Origin of the sequence: Necropsobacter massiliensis (genome assembly GCF_000827595.2) — a bacterium.
Classification (GTDB): domain Bacteria; phylum Pseudomonadota; class Gammaproteobacteria; order Enterobacterales; family Pasteurellaceae; genus Necropsobacter; species Necropsobacter massiliensis.
The window spans coordinates 122,745-137,489 of sequence record NZ_LN776178.1 but is presented as its reverse complement, the minus strand read 5'-3'; the positions used below and the strand labels follow the sequence as shown (position 1 = coordinate 137,489).

The following is a 14,745-nucleotide window of genomic DNA, read 5'->3' as shown; positions in this document are numbered from 1 at the left end:
TTACGCCACAAGGCTTGAGCGCGTTTAAGTGGAAAAGTGGAAAAATTTTTCAAAAGTTTTTTTCTTTTTTTACGTCACACTTTTTTCTTTATTTATCTTTAAACTCCTTTAATAAGATTCTTATTTCAATTTCCTTAAAATTCTCCCACAACAACCAAAGGAGGAAAAATGAAAACACCAAGAAGAGAGCGCATTTGGAATGATTTTATTGAAGGACTAGACGGCGCAATTCTCACCGCACTTTCTGAAAATTTGGACAATGAGCAATTAAGAGTTCGAATTATTGAACTTATGCAGGAAGCTTTCGGGGGCTTATTAGTTTATATTCCGAAAGGCTTTACAAGCAAAGTTAACGCCAGAAATTCACTAATTAGAAAGGAATTTACAGGCGATAACCACTATGAACTTTCAAGAAAATATGGCGTAAGCGTGCAATGGATTTACATGATTTTGGAGGAAAAAAATGAATCAAATTGAAATATTCCGCGCCGGGAAGCGACCGGACGCAAACGGGCAGATGATAGAAATCAAGCCCAGCGACTTGTTGCAAGCGGTTAATGCTTATGACCCTAATTTACACGAAGCCCCAGCGGTAATTGGGCACCCGCAACACAACGCGCCCGCTTACGCGTGGGTAAAACGTTTAACCACCACCGGCGACATTTTAAAAGCTGAATTAGCTCAGGTTGACCCAAATTTTGCGGAAATGGTGGATACCGGGCGGTTTAAGAAAGTTTCCGCGTCTTTTTACCTTGCTGACAGTCCGCACAATCCTAAGCCGGGTTTCTTATATTTGCGCCATGTTGGATTTTTGGGGGCAATACCACCCGCAGTTAAAGGCTTACGCAATCCCGAATTTTCGGAAGATGAAAAAGGCGTGGTGAATTTTTCCATAGAAATGGAAGATAACGCGGAGATTAATGCGTTACGCGCTGAAAACGAGCAATTAAAGGCAGAAGAACGCACGCGTAAAAATCTTGAGTTTGCAGAAGGACTAGTATCCGTTGGCAGACTTGCGCCAATCGCGAAAGCAAAAGCCCTAGAGATTTTGAATTATGCTGAAGAATGCGACCAAGCGGGCATTATTAATTTCAACGAAGGCGAAAGCATGGCGCAGAAAGTGCGCGAGTTTTTAGCCCTTCAACCGAAAGTAGTGAGTTTTGGGGAGTTTGCCACAAAAGAACGCGCCGTAAGCGGTCAATCTTCCGACGTAGTAGAGTATGCTGAAAATACTCCAGCAACGGTCATAGAGCTAGACCAACAAATCCGCCATTGCATGAAACAACATAACGTGGATTACAGCACGGCATTCAACCTTATTCACAAATCAAAATAGGAGCTACAAATGAGCTTATCAGCACAACGAATCCAAGACCCGATCTTAACCGAACTTGCACAAGGCTATCACAATGCAGAATTAGTATGCGAAAGCCTTTTTCCTGTGGTGGAAATTGAGAAAGAAGCGGGAAAAATTCCACAATTTGGGCGTTTAGCATTCCGCCAACAATCCACAGTGCGCCAAGTTTTAGGCGAAAGTAACCGATTAACACCGGAAGACGTAACGCAAATTAATGTAGAGCTTGAAGAACACGATATCGAATACCCAATCGACTACCGTGAAGACAACGATGCAAGCTATCCACTGAAAAAATACGCGCTAGGCGTAGTGCAAGATATTATCGCGCTCGGGCGTGAAGTTGAAACGGCTAAAATCGCACAAGATGAAAGCAATTACAGCCAACATAACAAAATCACCCTTTCTGGCACGTCTAAATTGACGAATGCTAAAAGCAACCCGTTACAGTTGATTGATGACGGTTTAAACGCGGTTTATTCAACGATTGGGCGCAAGCCGAATGTTTGCGTTATTTCTTCTGATGTTTGGGCGGTATTAAAGCAAAACGAAACGCTTTTAGAGCGTATTAAATATACCCGCACGGGCATTCTTACCTCCGCCGTGTTTGCCGAGCTAATTGGCGTTGATGTGGTGAAAATTGGTGCCGCACAGCAAGAAGTAGAAGGCAACTTAAAACCAATTTGGACAGATTGCATTATTTTGGCTTACGTCTCACCGAAGAGTAAAGAAAAGGCGGGCAATATCTTTGATCCGTCTTATGGTTACACCGTGCGCAGAAAAGGCGGACTATTTGTTGATACTTACCAAGAAAAAGGCGGGAAAGTTCAGATTGTGCGTTGCACTGACATTCACAAACCGCACTTAGTGGGAAAATCCGCAGGTTACCTAATCAAGGGTTGCGTAACGCCATAAAAACCGACACAATAGCCCAAGAAAAAGCGATTTTTCATTTTTTGGCATAATCCCGCCCTCCTTGTGGCAGGAAGAAAAAATAAGGCGGGATTATGCTAAATTATGTTGAATTTGGCGGAATAACTAAATAATTATTGATGACTTTTTTATTTGGTAACACGTTTAGTAACACAATTAAAATATACCGCATGAGATATTAAATAAAATCAACTGGTTGTTCTTTTAATTTGATTGTGATTATCGTACAGACAAAAGTGCGGTCGGATTAAAAACAGTTTAAAAATCGACCGCACTTTTCGTTAATACGCTGAATTATTGCAGCTTAAAACTAATCGGCACCGACAGTGATGTCCCCATTCCGGCAGGACGTGGGCCGATTGAGCGGGCGCTTTGTACCGCCGCCATTGCGGCTTTATCCAGATCGTCGGCGCCGGAGGTTTTAGTTACGCCCACGTTAGTCAGTGAGCCGTCCGCACCAATACTAAACTGCACCGTAACAATACCTTGTTTACGCATCATTTTCGCCCGTTGTGGATAACGTTTGTGCCGCTCGATTTCGCGTCGTAACGCTGTGCGGTAAGCGCTTAACTCATCGGCACTGGTTCCACTGCCGACTAAATTCGGGTTATTGGTTGTCACCGCGCCCGGTCCAGTTGCTACCGAATTGGCTTTCGCCTCGGAATTTACCGTGCGATCACCTCGCGGCAAATCCTGTCGAAGTGGTTCTTTCGGTTTGTGTTTCGGTTTCTCTTTCGGCTTTTGTTTCGGTTTTTCCTTTTTCTTTTCCGGCTCTTTCGGTTTTTCCGGTTTCGGCGGTTCCGGTTTCAGTGTCGGATCGGCGACAATCTCTTTTGCGACAGGTTCCGGTTCGACAACCGGCGCAGGTTCCGGCTCCGGTTCCGCTTCCACCATTCCCATAATCATTTCCATGGAAATATTGGTGTCTACCAGCTGAGCTTGATGTCCGTTCGCGCTGTCATCACTTTTCACCGCATACCACAAGGCGCCAATTAACGCGGCATGGAACAATAAAGAAAGGCAAAAACCCAGCCCGGAATGATATCGATTTGCCATTTACTCGCCTTTTTCTTTCATGGTGACAATGGCAACATTTTTAATCTCATTTTTCGCCATTAAATCGGTTAACGTCACGAAATGCTGAAACGTTGATTGGGCGTCTACTTTTAAGGTCACTTTTTGATCTTTCGGCCAGCCGGCGATTTCTTTTTCCAGTGCGTCCGGCGAAATCGGTTTATCGTTAAAATAAATTTCGCCGGTTTCCGTTACCGTCAGCAGTTTAGCCAGATCGTCGGATTTAAACGCCACCGTACTGCTGGCTTTCGGCACGTTTACCTGAATTTTGCCTTGCGAAATAAAAGACGCGGTAATCAACACGATTGCCAACAATACCAACATAATGTCGATAAAGGGAATAATATTGATTTCATCAAATTTTTTCACATTACGCCCCTACATTTTTTTGCCCGTTCAAGGCTTTCCATTTCAGGCGGTTCACTTCCACCTTGCGCAATAAACCGTTATAAAACACCATAGACGGAATCGCCACTAAAATCCCTACTGCGGTTGCTTTCAGCGCCAGAGAGAGGTTCAACATAATTGCCGCGGCATCAATATCGCCACCGGAATTCCCCAGTTCATAGAAAGTCAGCAAAATCCCGATAACGGTTCCGAGCAACCCGACATAAGGCGCATTAGAACCGATGGTCGAGATAATGGTTAAATTGCGATTTAAATCAATATCAAGTTCGTGGATGTTGGTGTAACTGGCGACTTTAACCCGGCTTAAAAAAATAAAACGTTCGATCACAAACCATAACATGAGAAAACTCATCAGGCCCAATAAGCCGAGAATAATGTAATCGACATAGCTTTGTAAAAATGCAAATAATTGCGGCATTTGATATATCCTTTCCAAGGTGACTTGCAATAAAGTTAATAATAATGTTGATAGCATTAATTGCTATTGAGAATTAATCTCAATTAGGCTCAAAATTGTAGCAAATTTGCGATAAGAGGTCAAAAGCTAGTTAACGAAAAAGAGCGGTATTTTTTACCGCTCCTTTCTCATGTTGCCAATATTAGAATGTATAGTTTACATTGACGCGGAAATCACGTCCTGCCGCCGGTAAGCTTGTGTTGCCCGCCCGTTGGCTATGTGGTCTGTAATATTTATTAAACGCATTATCTATCGCAAAATTAATCGTCAGATTATCGTTTGCATTCCAGCTTGCATAAAAATCACTTACCCCGTAACCCGCTTTTCTCGTTGAGTCACCGCCGCCACGGTTGCTTTCGCTGCTTGAAACGTATTCTTTACCTTCCACAAAGCGACCTTTCCAACCGATTTCCAGATTCGGCGCTTCAAATTTATAAGAAATTCCGGCTGTCCAAGTACGTCCCATAGGCACTGCCGTCACAATCGCGTCATAAGTCGTACCGTTTAATTTCGGCTTACTATAAGCAACACCGGCACGCACGGTCAAGCCGGAATATTTATAAGCCGCGCCTAACTCATAACCTTCATTTTTCAATTTGCCGGAATTAAAATAACGATAAGTATGCGTAGAACAGTTTCTACCTTGCATTACCCCTGTACAAGAATAGTTCTGTAAATCCTTAATATTCTGCCAGAAATAACTCCCTTCTAATGCAAACGAATCATTAAAATCATAGTTGAAGCCAACTTCAATATTACGTGCTTTTTCGGCTGCTAAATCATCATCGACACTACTGATGCTTCCGCCTGACAACGCTACTTCATACAAACGTGGACTGCGGGTGGCATAGTTTAAGCTGGTATTAAAGCGTAAATCTTTTGTCGCCTCCCAAATTAAACCGACACTCGGATTAAAATATCCCTTGCTAACCTCGGTACCGTTACCGGCTTTGAATTTAAAGTAATCGTAACGGGCGCCAGTTGTTAAGGTAATAGGACCAAATCCCCAGATGCCTTCGGCATACAAACCGAGATCGTCTTTTTCCTGATTACGCGCACCAGCGACAGTAATTGAATTCGGCTTGCCTTCTTGTGTGCGGTAATTTAAACCGTACTTAATCAAATGACTATGTCCAATAGCCGAATCAAAATCAAGATTAGCGCCTGATGTTATCACTTTGGTTTCGGAGTCCGTATCAGTTTCTTTCCGGGATACCTGCATACGATATAAATTCGCTTTTACTTGTGAGATAAAACCGAGGTTTTTGCCTGTCCATTCCAAATTTGTCGTATCGCTGGTAGTAATACGGTAACGCGGATCATTTCTGGATTCATCGCCACTCTGAGTAAAATCAAATTCTTCGCGCAAATTACGCACGCCATGATAACGTTCCTGACGATGGCTTAATACCAAGCGATGATTCTCATTCAGATCAACCCCTAATTTTGCAAGTAATCCCCGTTCACCCAACGCGCTGCCTCGCACTTTTGTACCGTTACCGTCTTTATACATTTCCTCAGTAGTCCAATTGCCGCTTAATAACGCGTCAACCGCACCTGATTTACCATAAACGGTTGCACCCTGTGAATGTCCCTTATTGCTGCTTACGCCCGCATTCAGTTTAAACCCAACATCCTGCCCATCTCTCAACAAGTCTTTAGCATCGACCGTTGTCGCAATAATCGCGCCGCTGGTTGCGCCAATACCCGCACTTGCAGATCCCGAACCTTTCTGAACATCTATCCGTTTAATTAATGAAGGATCCAACATAAAACGGCTCTGATGGTGGAAAATCTGCGAATCGGAATAGGTGTTGTCCACTTTAAAATCAATCTGATCCTGTCCCATACCGCGAATCGTCACCCATTGTGATGTGCCGCCATTACCGCCACCGAAATTGATTGAAGGTTCCGACGACAATAAACCTCGCAAATCAGTTTCTGTACTTTTCTTCGTATCGGCTAATGTAACAATATTAGTCTTGCTCTTAGCACCGGTATTTTCAGATACAACATTGATCACATCCAGCGTTTCAGCCTGTACAGCAGTGGAGACAAATGCGGCTAACGGTAATAATATAAAGTGTGTTTTTTCATGATCTTTCCTATAAATAACTACCTCAACAAAAACGGGAACAATTATCATTTATATGACATTTTATTGTCAAGGCTAAGCAGGAAAGAAAATCATTCTTTTTAGCAAAATACCCTAATATCCTAAAATTCGCCCATAAAAAAAGCGAGGCATCAACACCTCGCTTCATCCTGTGCAAAAGATAAATTTAATCCGTTGTCTCTAAACGGGTGATTTTTTCCACTTTAGCCTGTTTAACCATATTGTCCGCCACTTCCAGAATGGTAATGCGCAAACCGTCAATCTCACAGACTTCGCCGACATCGGGAATTTCCTCCAAATGTTCCAAAATCAAGCCGTTAAAGGTACGCGCATCTTCCGTATCCAAATGCCAGTCAAACAGTTTGTTCAGATCACGAATATTTGCTGAGCCTTCAATAATCATTGACCCGTCCGATTGCTGGGTAACTTCCTTATCAATGGAAGGCGCGGTGGAAGTGGTAAACTCACCGACAATCTCTTCCAAAATATCTTCCAGCGTCACTAGTCCTTTAATATCACCGTATTCGTCCACCACCAGACCGACACGCTCTTTTTTATTGCGAAAATTAAGTAATTGAGCGTTCAGCGGTGTACCTTCCGGAATAAAATACGCCTCGTCCACTGCGCGGATCAGCGTTTCTTTACTGAATTCATTTTTATCCATCATCAACCGATAAGCCTCGCGTACCCGCAAAATGCCCAGAATATTTTCGTCCATGCTCTCTTTATACAGCACCACTTTACTGTGCGCCGCATGATTGAGCTGGCGCATAATCGCTTTCCAGTCGTCTTCAATATCAATACCGCCGATATCATTGCGCGGCACCATAATATCGTCCACTGTGACTTTTTCCAGATCCAAAATAGACAGCAACATTTCGTGGTGAGCGGAAGGAATAAATTTACTCGACTGATTGACAATGGCGCGCAGTTCTTCGGTATTCAGCGAATTGCCCTTCACTTCGCTTTTTACCCGGAAAACCTTCATTAACCCGCGAATAATCAGATTCATCAAATACACAATCGGGCTGAACAGTTTAAGCAGAATCGTCAGTAAATGGCTAGAAATAAAAGCAATCCGTTCAGGATAAAGCGCCGCAATGGTTTTCGGGAAAATTTCGGAAAAAACCAGCATCACAAAGGTCAACACGCCAGTGGCAATCGCCACGCCCACATCGCCGTACAGCCGCATCCCGATAATCGTCGCAATGGCCGAGGCGGAAATATTCACCAGATTGTTACAAATTAAGATCAGGCTTAGCAGAATATCGGTTTTTTTCAGCAATTTTTCCGCTTTCTGCGCACCTTTATTGCCTTTTTCGGCAAGTGCGCGCATCCGATAACGGTTGGCTGACAGCAGCCCGGTTTCAGAACCGGAAAAATAGGCAGACAGAATAAGCAAAATAACTAACGTAATGAATAAACTGCTAAGGGGGATACTATCCAAAATAACATGATCCTTATATTGATTAAACGTAAAAGTGCGGTAATTTTGACCGCACTTTTTTCGGGCCGGCGCGGCTTTTATTGCCGACGGCACCTGAACTTAGATGTCAAACATGACTCGACTGCCGAAATACCCCACAGTCAGCAGAATCATACCTGAAATTGTATAAATTATCATCCTTTTTCCACGCCAGTGCAGCTTCCAATGGCCAAGCAGCGACAGCCCGAACACAATCCACGCCAGAAAGGAAAATATCGCCTTCTGAATATTCTGGGCAGCAAAAAAATCCGCCAGATAAAACGCGCCGGAAATCAGCGTGAGAGTCAGCAGCAATTCACCGCTGAACATTAAACGGAAGAAATGCCGTTCCACAGTCATCAGCGGCGGAATAATCGGCGAAAGAGGCAGGGTTTTGTTTTTCAGATTGCGATCCAACCACAGCAGCTGAATGGCATATAATGTGGCAATAAAGCAGACCGCATACGCCAACAGCGCCAGCGCAATATGAATTAATAAGCCGATATTCTGTACCAAATGTTGCACCACGGCACTGGGCAGCAAGGTTTGCAAAATCAGGCTGATCACCGAACAACAATAGACAATCGGCAACAAAAACCACAATGTGTTCACGCGCAGCAGCATTGCCGCCGTTGCCAATGCGGCAATCATCGCGCTGATCAGCGAACCGATTTCGATCAGCGTGAAACTCTGCCCTGCCAGCAAATGCGCAAATAAGGCGGATAACGCCGCAAAATGAAAAACAATGGCGAAAAGTGCGGTCAGAAAAAACAATGTTTTATTCGGTTTTCCCGTCTGCCGTTGTTCGCCGGTCTGCGCTTTCAGCAACAATGGCGTTATCAACAGAATACTGATTAAATACAGCAACATTGAAATGATTGCAAACCACATGACATTTATCCTTTAACGAGCAAGAATGGTTTTATTCTAGCCTCGGCGCCGCAAAATCGCTATAAATTTCTTGCAAATGATGAAAATCATCCAGATTTCAGTATAATTGGGAAAATTTTTGCAATGAAAATCGATTAGGAAAAAGCATGTTTGAAAACTTATCGGATCGCCTGTCCAAAACCTTACGCAACATTACCGGAAAAGGCCGTTTAACCGAAGATAATATCAAAGACACGCTGCGCGAAGTGCGTATGGCGCTGCTGGAAGCCGATGTGGCACTACCGGTGGTGCGGGAATTTATCAGCAAAGTAAAAGAACGCGCAATCGGTGAAGAAGTGAACAAAAGCCTGACGCCCGGTCAGGAATTTCTCAAGATCGTACAATCTGAGCTGGAAACAGCAATGGGCGAGGCGAATGAAAGCCTCAACCTGGCCGCACAACCGCCGGCAGTAATTTTAATGGCGGGTCTGCAAGGGGCGGGAAAAACCACCAGCGTCGGAAAACTGGCGAAATTCCTGCGTGAGCGACAGAAGAAAAAAGTCTTGGTGGTTTCCGCCGACGTATATCGCCCAGCAGCGATCAAACAGCTGGAAACATTGGCTCAAGCCGTCGGCGCGGATTGTTTTCCGTCCGACAGCGGGCAAAAACCAGTTGCTATCGTACAGGCTGCGCTGGCGGAGGCGAAATTAAAATTTTACGACGTGTTAATTGTGGATACCGCCGGTCGCCTGCATGTAGACGGCGAAATGATGGAAGAAATCAAACAAATTCACACCGCACTTAATCCGATTGAAACCCTGTTTACGGTAGATGCCATGACCGGGCAGGATGCCGCCAACACGGCAAAAGCCTTCGACCAAGCCCTGCCGCTGACCGGCGTCATTCTGACCAAAGTGGACGGTGATGCGCGCGGCGGTGCGGCGCTGTCTATCCGCCAGATTACCGGCAAACCGATTAAATTTTTAGGGGTCGGCGAAAAAACCGATGCGCTGGAACCGTTCCACCCCGATCGCGTCGCCTCGCGCATTCTCGGCATGGGCGATGTACTGTCGCTGATTGAAGATTTACAACGTTCGGTGGATCAGGAAAAAGCGGAAAAAATGGCGAAAAAATTCAAGAAAGGTGATGAGTTCACCCTTGAAGATTTCCGCGAACAGCTGATCGAAATGAAAAAAATGGGCGGCATGATGAGCATGCTGGAAAAGCTACCGGGTGCCAAAAATCTGCCGGATCATGTGAAAAATCAGGTTGACGATAACATGTTCAATAAAATGGAAGCGATAATTAACTCCATGACACTGAAAGAACGCGCCCACCCCGATATTATCAAAGGTTCGCGCCGGCGCCGTATCGCATTGGGCTCCGGCACGCAGGTGCAAGACGTCAATAAACTGCTCAAACAATTTGATGAAATGCAGCGCATGATGAAAAAAATGCGCAAAGGCGGCATGGCAAAAATGATGCGCGGTATGAAAGGCATGATGGGCGGCATGGGCGGTTTAGGTAGCTTCGGCGGAATGTTCAAACGCTGATTAACGGGCAAAAGTGCGGTTGAATTTCACTGCATTTTTTGTGCCGCAATATTCCGTTTCCCGTGATAATCAACAATTATTAAGCGCAGCTCTGCGACTGCGCTTTGCCAGTCAATTATTCTTCCCCTTTTTCCACCGCACTTTTGATGGTGAGGCAGATTTCGGTTGAAATCATATGCGCTAAAATGGTGCTGAGTCCGCCCAGTTTTTCAATATCTGCATGATTGTCCTCGGTGAAATAGCCATTTTGTTTTAAGCTGGCGATAAATGCTGAGAATACTGCTTTATCAAAAAACTCCGGCGCATTAATGCCGTGTAGCACGGATAAACGCTGTGCTACCGATTGACTTTCTTTTTCTAATACGGCGCGCGGAATGTCAGGATCTTTTTGCAAAATGCTGACGGTGATGTAATAGCGCTGTAAAATTTCACGTACACCAGCAGACCAGAGTTGCAAGGTTCTGACATGCGCTTTGTTAATTGCCAGTACGTTTTCATTACATTTAATGATCTCCTGACGCTGTAACTCGGCGATAACATTTTCTATCTTGGCTTGCAGTTCATCTTGCGGGAAATGTAGAAACAGTTCACCTTTCAGGAACGGGTAAATTTTGCTGACCGCATCCAGCAGCAATCCTTTCTGAATCGCTTCATAATGCAGTACAACACTCGCCACCAATGATGGCAACACGAATAAATGCTGAATATTATTGCGATAATAAGTCATCAATACCGCATAGTTGCGCTCCAAACGGATGATTTCCCCGAAGCTGTCCTTTTCTACCAGCACACCGACGCGATCCAATCCCAGCACATGTTCCAACATTTCCTGCGGTGTTTCTGTCGGAATAATAATGTCGTCGGAATAAGGCACGTTTTGTAAAAACTGCTGATAGCTTGCCAATTGTTCCAATAATTGCTCGCGGGATAATGCACGCTGACGGGAAGAAAGCAGCGCGGTGCCGGTTAAATTCATGGCATTGACCGCCGCCGCTTTGTTAATATTCACCATTACCTGCTGAGACACCGAATCTACCGCTTTGCTGAACCATAGCGAACGCTCTTCGTCATCATTGTCTTTCCATTGCGGGAAATACTGATTTAAATAGTTGCTCAACACGATAGGTTCGCCGAAATTCACATAGCCTTTGCCTAAATTGCGCAGTTTTTTAATCACGCGCAGTACCAGACCGGCGTTTTCCTTTTCCTTCGCTGCGCCACGCAGCTCTTTCGCGTAAGTATCCACTTCCAGTACATGTTCATATCCCACATAAACTGGCACAACGGAAATCGGACGGGTCTGACGCTGGCGCAGTGCCTGTAACGTCATTGACATCATGCCGGTTTTCGGCGCCAGTAAACGCCCGGTGCGCGAACGTCCGCCCTCAATAAAGTATTCGACAGAATAACCACGATGGAACAATTCCGCCAAATATTCACGAAAAATGGTTGAATATAAGCGATTGCCTTTAAATGTGCGGCGAATAAAAAACGCGCCGCCGCGACGAAACATAGCGCCCACCGGCCAGAAGTTCAAGTTAATGCCAGCAGCGATATGCGGCGTAACCAGCCCTTGATGATATAAAACGTAAGACAGCAGTAAATAATCAATATGGCTGCGGTGACAAGGTACATAGACGATTTCATGCCCTTCCAACGCCAGTTTACGCACGCGATCGGCATTTTGCACATCAATGCCTTGATATAATTTATTCCACAGCCAGCGTAAAAAACGATCCGCCATGCGCAGCCCTTCATAACTTACATTGGCGGCGATCTCGTCCAACATTTTGTAGGCTTCTTTTTGCGCTTTGTCACGGCTGATTTTTTTATTTTTTGCCTCATCATCAATGGCGTCTAAAATAGTCGGCAGCTGTAATAATTTATTAAACATTGCTTCTCGATTCGGCAAACGCGGACCGGTGGCGGAAATTCGTTGCTTGGAAAAATGGATTTTCGCCACCCGCGCCAGTTTATTGGCGATTTTTTTGTCGGAGCCGTGTTCGTTTACCATATAACGCAGAGACACTGCCTGTGAAAAACGCACAAAGGTGTCGCGTCCGAACCAAATCGCCGCGGCGGTTTTCTGAATGCCGTTTAGCAAGCGCAGATTCGGCAACCCTGATTGATCCTCATGCCCTGGCGAGCGCCCCCATAATACTGAGCCCGGAATCAATTGCACGTCAAGACCGGCACAAGTGCGGTGCAATTCAAGGTATTTATTAAAAATCGTGGCAGTTTCCTGTTTAGCGCCCTTGCTTTTGAAAATCCGACGCCCTTCATCCAAAAACACGAAACGCGGTAATTCAATGCCGTTAATCTGATTATTTTCAAAAGGATCCGGCAAACCGACGCTCAAACAGTTTTTACGGAAAATCACCAAATCGGTCTGCGAAGTGTAAGGCAGCACATAAACAATAGGTTGTGCAATGTTCAGTTTTAGTTCTTCGATGGGATTATGGGGAATCGGATTGTCTTTCACCAGCAAAGACAACGGTAATTCAAGTAATTTTCTGTATAAATTAAGTACACCAGACATATAAATTCCATTAACTGATTAACTGGTTTAAAAATTTAACGCATTTTAGCATAAAAACAGCATATTTCTTTTATGTAGATCACAAAAGAAAGATTGCAACAATCCTTGTTCTGTATATAATACCAGTTATCATGTATATAAAAACAGGGGATAACTATGGCATTCACGAAAGCACTGACCGCACGCCAGCAAGAAGTTTACGATCTTCTTAAACGCCATCTGGAAACCACCGGCATGCCGCCTACCCGCGCAGAAATTTCAAAAGAGCTGGGGTTTCGTTCACCCAATGCCGCAGAAGAGCATTTAAAAGCTCTTGCCAGAAAAGGTGTGATTGAAATTATCTCCGGCGCATCGCGCGGTATTCGTTTACTCGCCAATGAAGATGAACATGAAGAAGAAGGCTTGCCGCTGATTGGTCGTGTCGCCGCCGGCGAACCGATTCTCGCCGAACAGCATATTGAAGGCACTTATCGGGTGGATGCCAATATGTTTAAACCGCAGGCGGATTTTCTGCTCAAAGTTTATGGTCAATCCATGAAAAACATCGGTATTCTGGACGGTGATTTACTTGCCGTACACAGTACCAAAGATGTGCGCAACGGTCAGGTTATCGTCGCCCGTATTGAGGATGAAGTCACGGTAAAACGTCTGGAACGTAAAGGTTCGATCATTTATTTGCATGCGGAAAATGAAGAATTTGAGCCGATTGTCGTTGATTTAAACCAACAACCCAATTTCGAAATTGAGGGAATCGCGGTGGGTATTATCCGCAATAACGCGTGGATGTAACCGTTTAACGGGAGAGCACACAGATGCGAAAGCGTGCCGAGCATTTTTACTTTTCAGCTTTATTCTTCCCGGCATGCAATAACAAGCTACAGCATGGCAATACAGGGCAAATATTCCCCTTGCCCTTTATCCGCGTTCTCTGTATAATCGCACGCCTTACAGTCATATTCAATTTTCGTTCCTTGCTTCCGCAAGATTGGTGACTGGTCTTATCGTCGGAGGCTGATTAACCCGTAAGGAGCAGTAATGCGTCACTACGAAATCGTGTTTATGGTTCACCCGGACCAAAGCGAACAAGTACCGGGCATGATTGAACGCTACACAGGTTCTGTAAAAGAAGCCGGCGGTCAAATTCATCGCCTAGAAGATTGGGGTCGCCGTCAATTAGCTTACCCAATCAACAAATTACATAAAGCACATTATGTGCTGATGAATGTAGAAGCGCCTCAAGAAGTCATCGACGAGCTAGAAACAACGTTCCGTTACAACGACGCCGTTCTTCGTAACGTAATTATTCGTACTAAGCACGCCGTAACCGAAGCGTCCCCAATGGTTAAAGCGCGTGATGAACGTAAAGCTTTAGCTGAAGTTGAAAACAACGATTTTGAGGATGCTGAAGAGTAATTTGGACATTAATAACCGTTTATGGTTAATTGGGCAAGTCAGCGATTTTCCTAAACGGACCATAAGCCCTAACGGCGTTGAGCACTGCCGCTTTTATTTGGAACATTGTTCCGAACAGCAGGAAGCTGGGTTGACGCGTCGAGCATGGTGTAAAATGCCGGTTCAAGTTAGTGGCAAGCAATTAATGAAAAACACTCAAAGCATTACGGTCGGCAGTAAATTATTGGTTATGGGGTTTATTACCTCGCATAAATCGGCAAACGGTTTAAGCCAGCTGGTATTACATGCCGAGCAAATCGAATTTATAGATTAGGAGACTAGCCAAATGGCACGTTATTTCCGTCGTCGTAAGTTCTGCCGTTTCACAGCGGAAAATGTTGTGGAAATCGATTACAAAGATATCGCGACATTAAAGAACTACATTACAGAGAGCGGCAAAATTGTTCCAAGCCGTATTACCGGTACTCGTGCGAAGTATCAACGTCAGTTAGCCCGCGCTATCAAACGCGCACGTTATTTAGCGTTGATTCCGTACACTGACAATCATCAGTAATCAAGAGAGG

General features: G+C 44.7%; 15 protein-coding genes. 8 read left to right on the top strand and 7 right to left on the bottom strand.

All coding sequences use genetic code 11. The annotated features are described in order from the left end of the window. Positions 1–168: 168 nt before the first annotated feature. From BN3349_RS00680 to BN3349_RS00670, 3 genes are read left to right on the top strand one after another with little or no spacing between them, the layout of a single operon-like run. Positions 169–477 carry a Mor transcription activator family protein gene (locus tag BN3349_RS00680; RefSeq protein WP_040975391.1) on the top strand — a complete coding sequence of 103 codons (309 nt, stop codon included), beginning with the start codon at positions 169–171 and terminating at the stop codon, positions 475–477. Beyond that, the gene (locus BN3349_RS00675; RefSeq protein ID WP_040975390.1) at positions 464–1,336 is read left to right on the top strand and encodes a hypothetical protein; all 873 of its coding nucleotides are present in this window, start codon (positions 464–466) and stop codon (positions 1,334–1,336) included. Before BN3349_RS00680 ends, BN3349_RS00675 begins: the two co-directional genes overlap by 14 nt. A 9-nt stretch (positions 1,337–1,345) precedes the next feature. Next, positions 1,346–2,269, top strand: a complete 924-nt coding sequence (locus tag BN3349_RS00670) for an inorganic pyrophosphatase (protein ID WP_040975389.1) — start codon at positions 1,346–1,348, stop codon at positions 2,267–2,269. Positions 2,270–2,581: 312 nt separating this feature from the next. Here the strand turns inward: BN3349_RS00670 and BN3349_RS00665 are convergent, their stop codons facing one another. The 6 genes from BN3349_RS00665 to BN3349_RS00640 all read right to left on the bottom strand — a co-directional run bounded on the left by BN3349_RS00665 (position 2,582) and on the right by BN3349_RS00640 (position 8,698). Next, positions 2,582–3,343, bottom strand: a complete 762-nt coding sequence (locus tag BN3349_RS00665) for an energy transducer TonB (protein ID WP_040975388.1) — start codon at positions 3,341–3,343, stop codon at positions 2,582–2,584. Beyond that, positions 3,344–3,730, bottom strand: coding sequence for a TonB system transport protein ExbD (gene exbD, locus BN3349_RS00660; RefSeq protein ID WP_032108450.1), 387 nt, complete (start codon positions 3,728–3,730; stop codon positions 3,344–3,346). A 1-nt stretch (position 3,731) separates the two neighbouring features. Continuing rightward, entirely contained in the window at positions 3,732–4,187 is a 456-nt protein-coding gene (exbB, locus tag BN3349_RS00655) for a TonB-system energizer ExbB (RefSeq protein ID WP_032092343.1), read from the bottom strand. 181 nt (positions 4,188–4,368) lie between these two features. Further along, positions 4,369–6,372, bottom strand: coding sequence for a TonB-dependent receptor domain-containing protein (locus tag BN3349_RS00650; protein WP_082024863.1), 2,004 nt, complete (start codon positions 6,370–6,372; stop codon positions 4,369–4,371). A gap of 136 nt (positions 6,373–6,508) precedes the next feature. Beyond that, entirely contained in the window at positions 6,509–7,789 is a 1,281-nt protein-coding gene (locus BN3349_RS00645) for an HlyC/CorC family transporter (protein ID WP_040975619.1), read from the bottom strand. 99 nt (positions 7,790–7,888) lie between these two features. After that, positions 7,889–8,698 (bottom strand): cytochrome C assembly family protein, encoded by an 810-nt coding sequence (locus BN3349_RS00640; protein WP_040975387.1) that lies wholly within the window; start codon positions 8,696–8,698, stop codon positions 7,889–7,891. Between the two features lie 146 nt (positions 8,699–8,844). Here BN3349_RS00640 and ffh point away from each other — a divergent pair, with 146 nt between their 5' ends. After that, entirely contained in the window at positions 8,845–10,230 is a 1,386-nt protein-coding gene (gene ffh, locus BN3349_RS00635) for a signal recognition particle protein (protein WP_040975386.1), read from the top strand. A gap of 115 nt (positions 10,231–10,345) precedes the next feature. On the opposite strand, the gene plsB is transcribed toward ffh, so the two are convergent. After that, complete coding sequence (gene plsB / locus BN3349_RS00630) at positions 10,346–12,769, bottom strand: glycerol-3-phosphate 1-O-acyltransferase PlsB (protein ID WP_040975385.1); 2,424 nt, start codon at positions 12,767–12,769, stop codon at positions 10,346–10,348. Between the two features lie 156 nt (positions 12,770–12,925). Between plsB and lexA the strand changes: the two genes are divergently transcribed. From lexA to rpsR, 4 genes are all read left to right on the top strand, one after another. Next, complete coding sequence (gene lexA / locus BN3349_RS00625) at positions 12,926–13,558, top strand: transcriptional repressor LexA (protein ID WP_040975384.1); 633 nt, start codon at positions 12,926–12,928, stop codon at positions 13,556–13,558. Positions 13,559–13,804: 246 nt separating this feature from the next. After that, complete coding sequence (gene rpsF / locus BN3349_RS00620; RefSeq protein WP_032092350.1) at positions 13,805–14,182, top strand: 30S ribosomal protein S6; 378 nt, start codon at positions 13,805–13,807, stop codon at positions 14,180–14,182. Next, positions 14,169–14,495, top strand: a complete 327-nt coding sequence (priB, locus tag BN3349_RS00615; protein ID WP_040975383.1) for a primosomal replication protein N — start codon at positions 14,169–14,171, stop codon at positions 14,493–14,495. The genes rpsF and priB overlap by 14 nt, the downstream gene beginning before the upstream one ends. A gap of 12 nt (positions 14,496–14,507) precedes the next feature. Then, on the top strand, positions 14,508–14,735 hold the full coding sequence (rpsR, locus tag BN3349_RS00610) for a 30S ribosomal protein S18 (protein ID WP_032108441.1): 228 nt from the start codon (positions 14,508–14,510) through the stop codon (positions 14,733–14,735). The last annotated feature ends 10 nt before the right edge of the window (positions 14,736–14,745 follow it).

Coding starts and splice junctions, on each gene's coding strand:
- BN3349_RS00675 (WP_040975390.1), top strand. CDS start 464: ATGAATCAAATTGAAATATTCCGCGCCGGGAAGCGACCGGACGCAAAC.
- BN3349_RS00665 (WP_040975388.1), bottom strand. CDS start 3,343: ATGGCAAATCGATATCATTCCGGGCTGGGTTTTTGCCTTTCTTTATTG.
- BN3349_RS00680 (WP_040975391.1), top strand. CDS start 169: ATGAAAACACCAAGAAGAGAGCGCATTTGGAATGATTTTATTGAAGGA.
- lexA (WP_040975384.1), top strand. CDS start 12,926: ATGGCATTCACGAAAGCACTGACCGCACGCCAGCAAGAAGTTTACGAT.
- BN3349_RS00670 (WP_040975389.1), top strand. CDS start 1,346: ATGAGCTTATCAGCACAACGAATCCAAGACCCGATCTTAACCGAACTT.
- ffh (WP_040975386.1), top strand. CDS start 8,845: ATGTTTGAAAACTTATCGGATCGCCTGTCCAAAACCTTACGCAACATT.
- BN3349_RS00640 (WP_040975387.1), bottom strand. CDS start 8,698: ATGTGGTTTGCAATCATTTCAATGTTGCTGTATTTAATCAGTATTCTG.
- plsB (WP_040975385.1), bottom strand. CDS start 12,769: ATGTCTGGTGTACTTAATTTATACAGAAAATTACTTGAATTACCGTTG.
- exbB (WP_032092343.1), bottom strand. CDS start 4,187: ATGCCGCAATTATTTGCATTTTTACAAAGCTATGTCGATTACATTATT.
- priB (WP_040975383.1), top strand. CDS start 14,169: ATGCTGAAGAGTAATTTGGACATTAATAACCGTTTATGGTTAATTGGG.
- rpsF (WP_032092350.1), top strand. CDS start 13,805: ATGCGTCACTACGAAATCGTGTTTATGGTTCACCCGGACCAAAGCGAA.
- BN3349_RS00650 (WP_082024863.1), bottom strand. CDS start 6,372: ATGATAATTGTTCCCGTTTTTGTTGAGGTAGTTATTTATAGGAAAGAT.
- rpsR (WP_032108441.1), top strand. CDS start 14,508: ATGGCACGTTATTTCCGTCGTCGTAAGTTCTGCCGTTTCACAGCGGAA.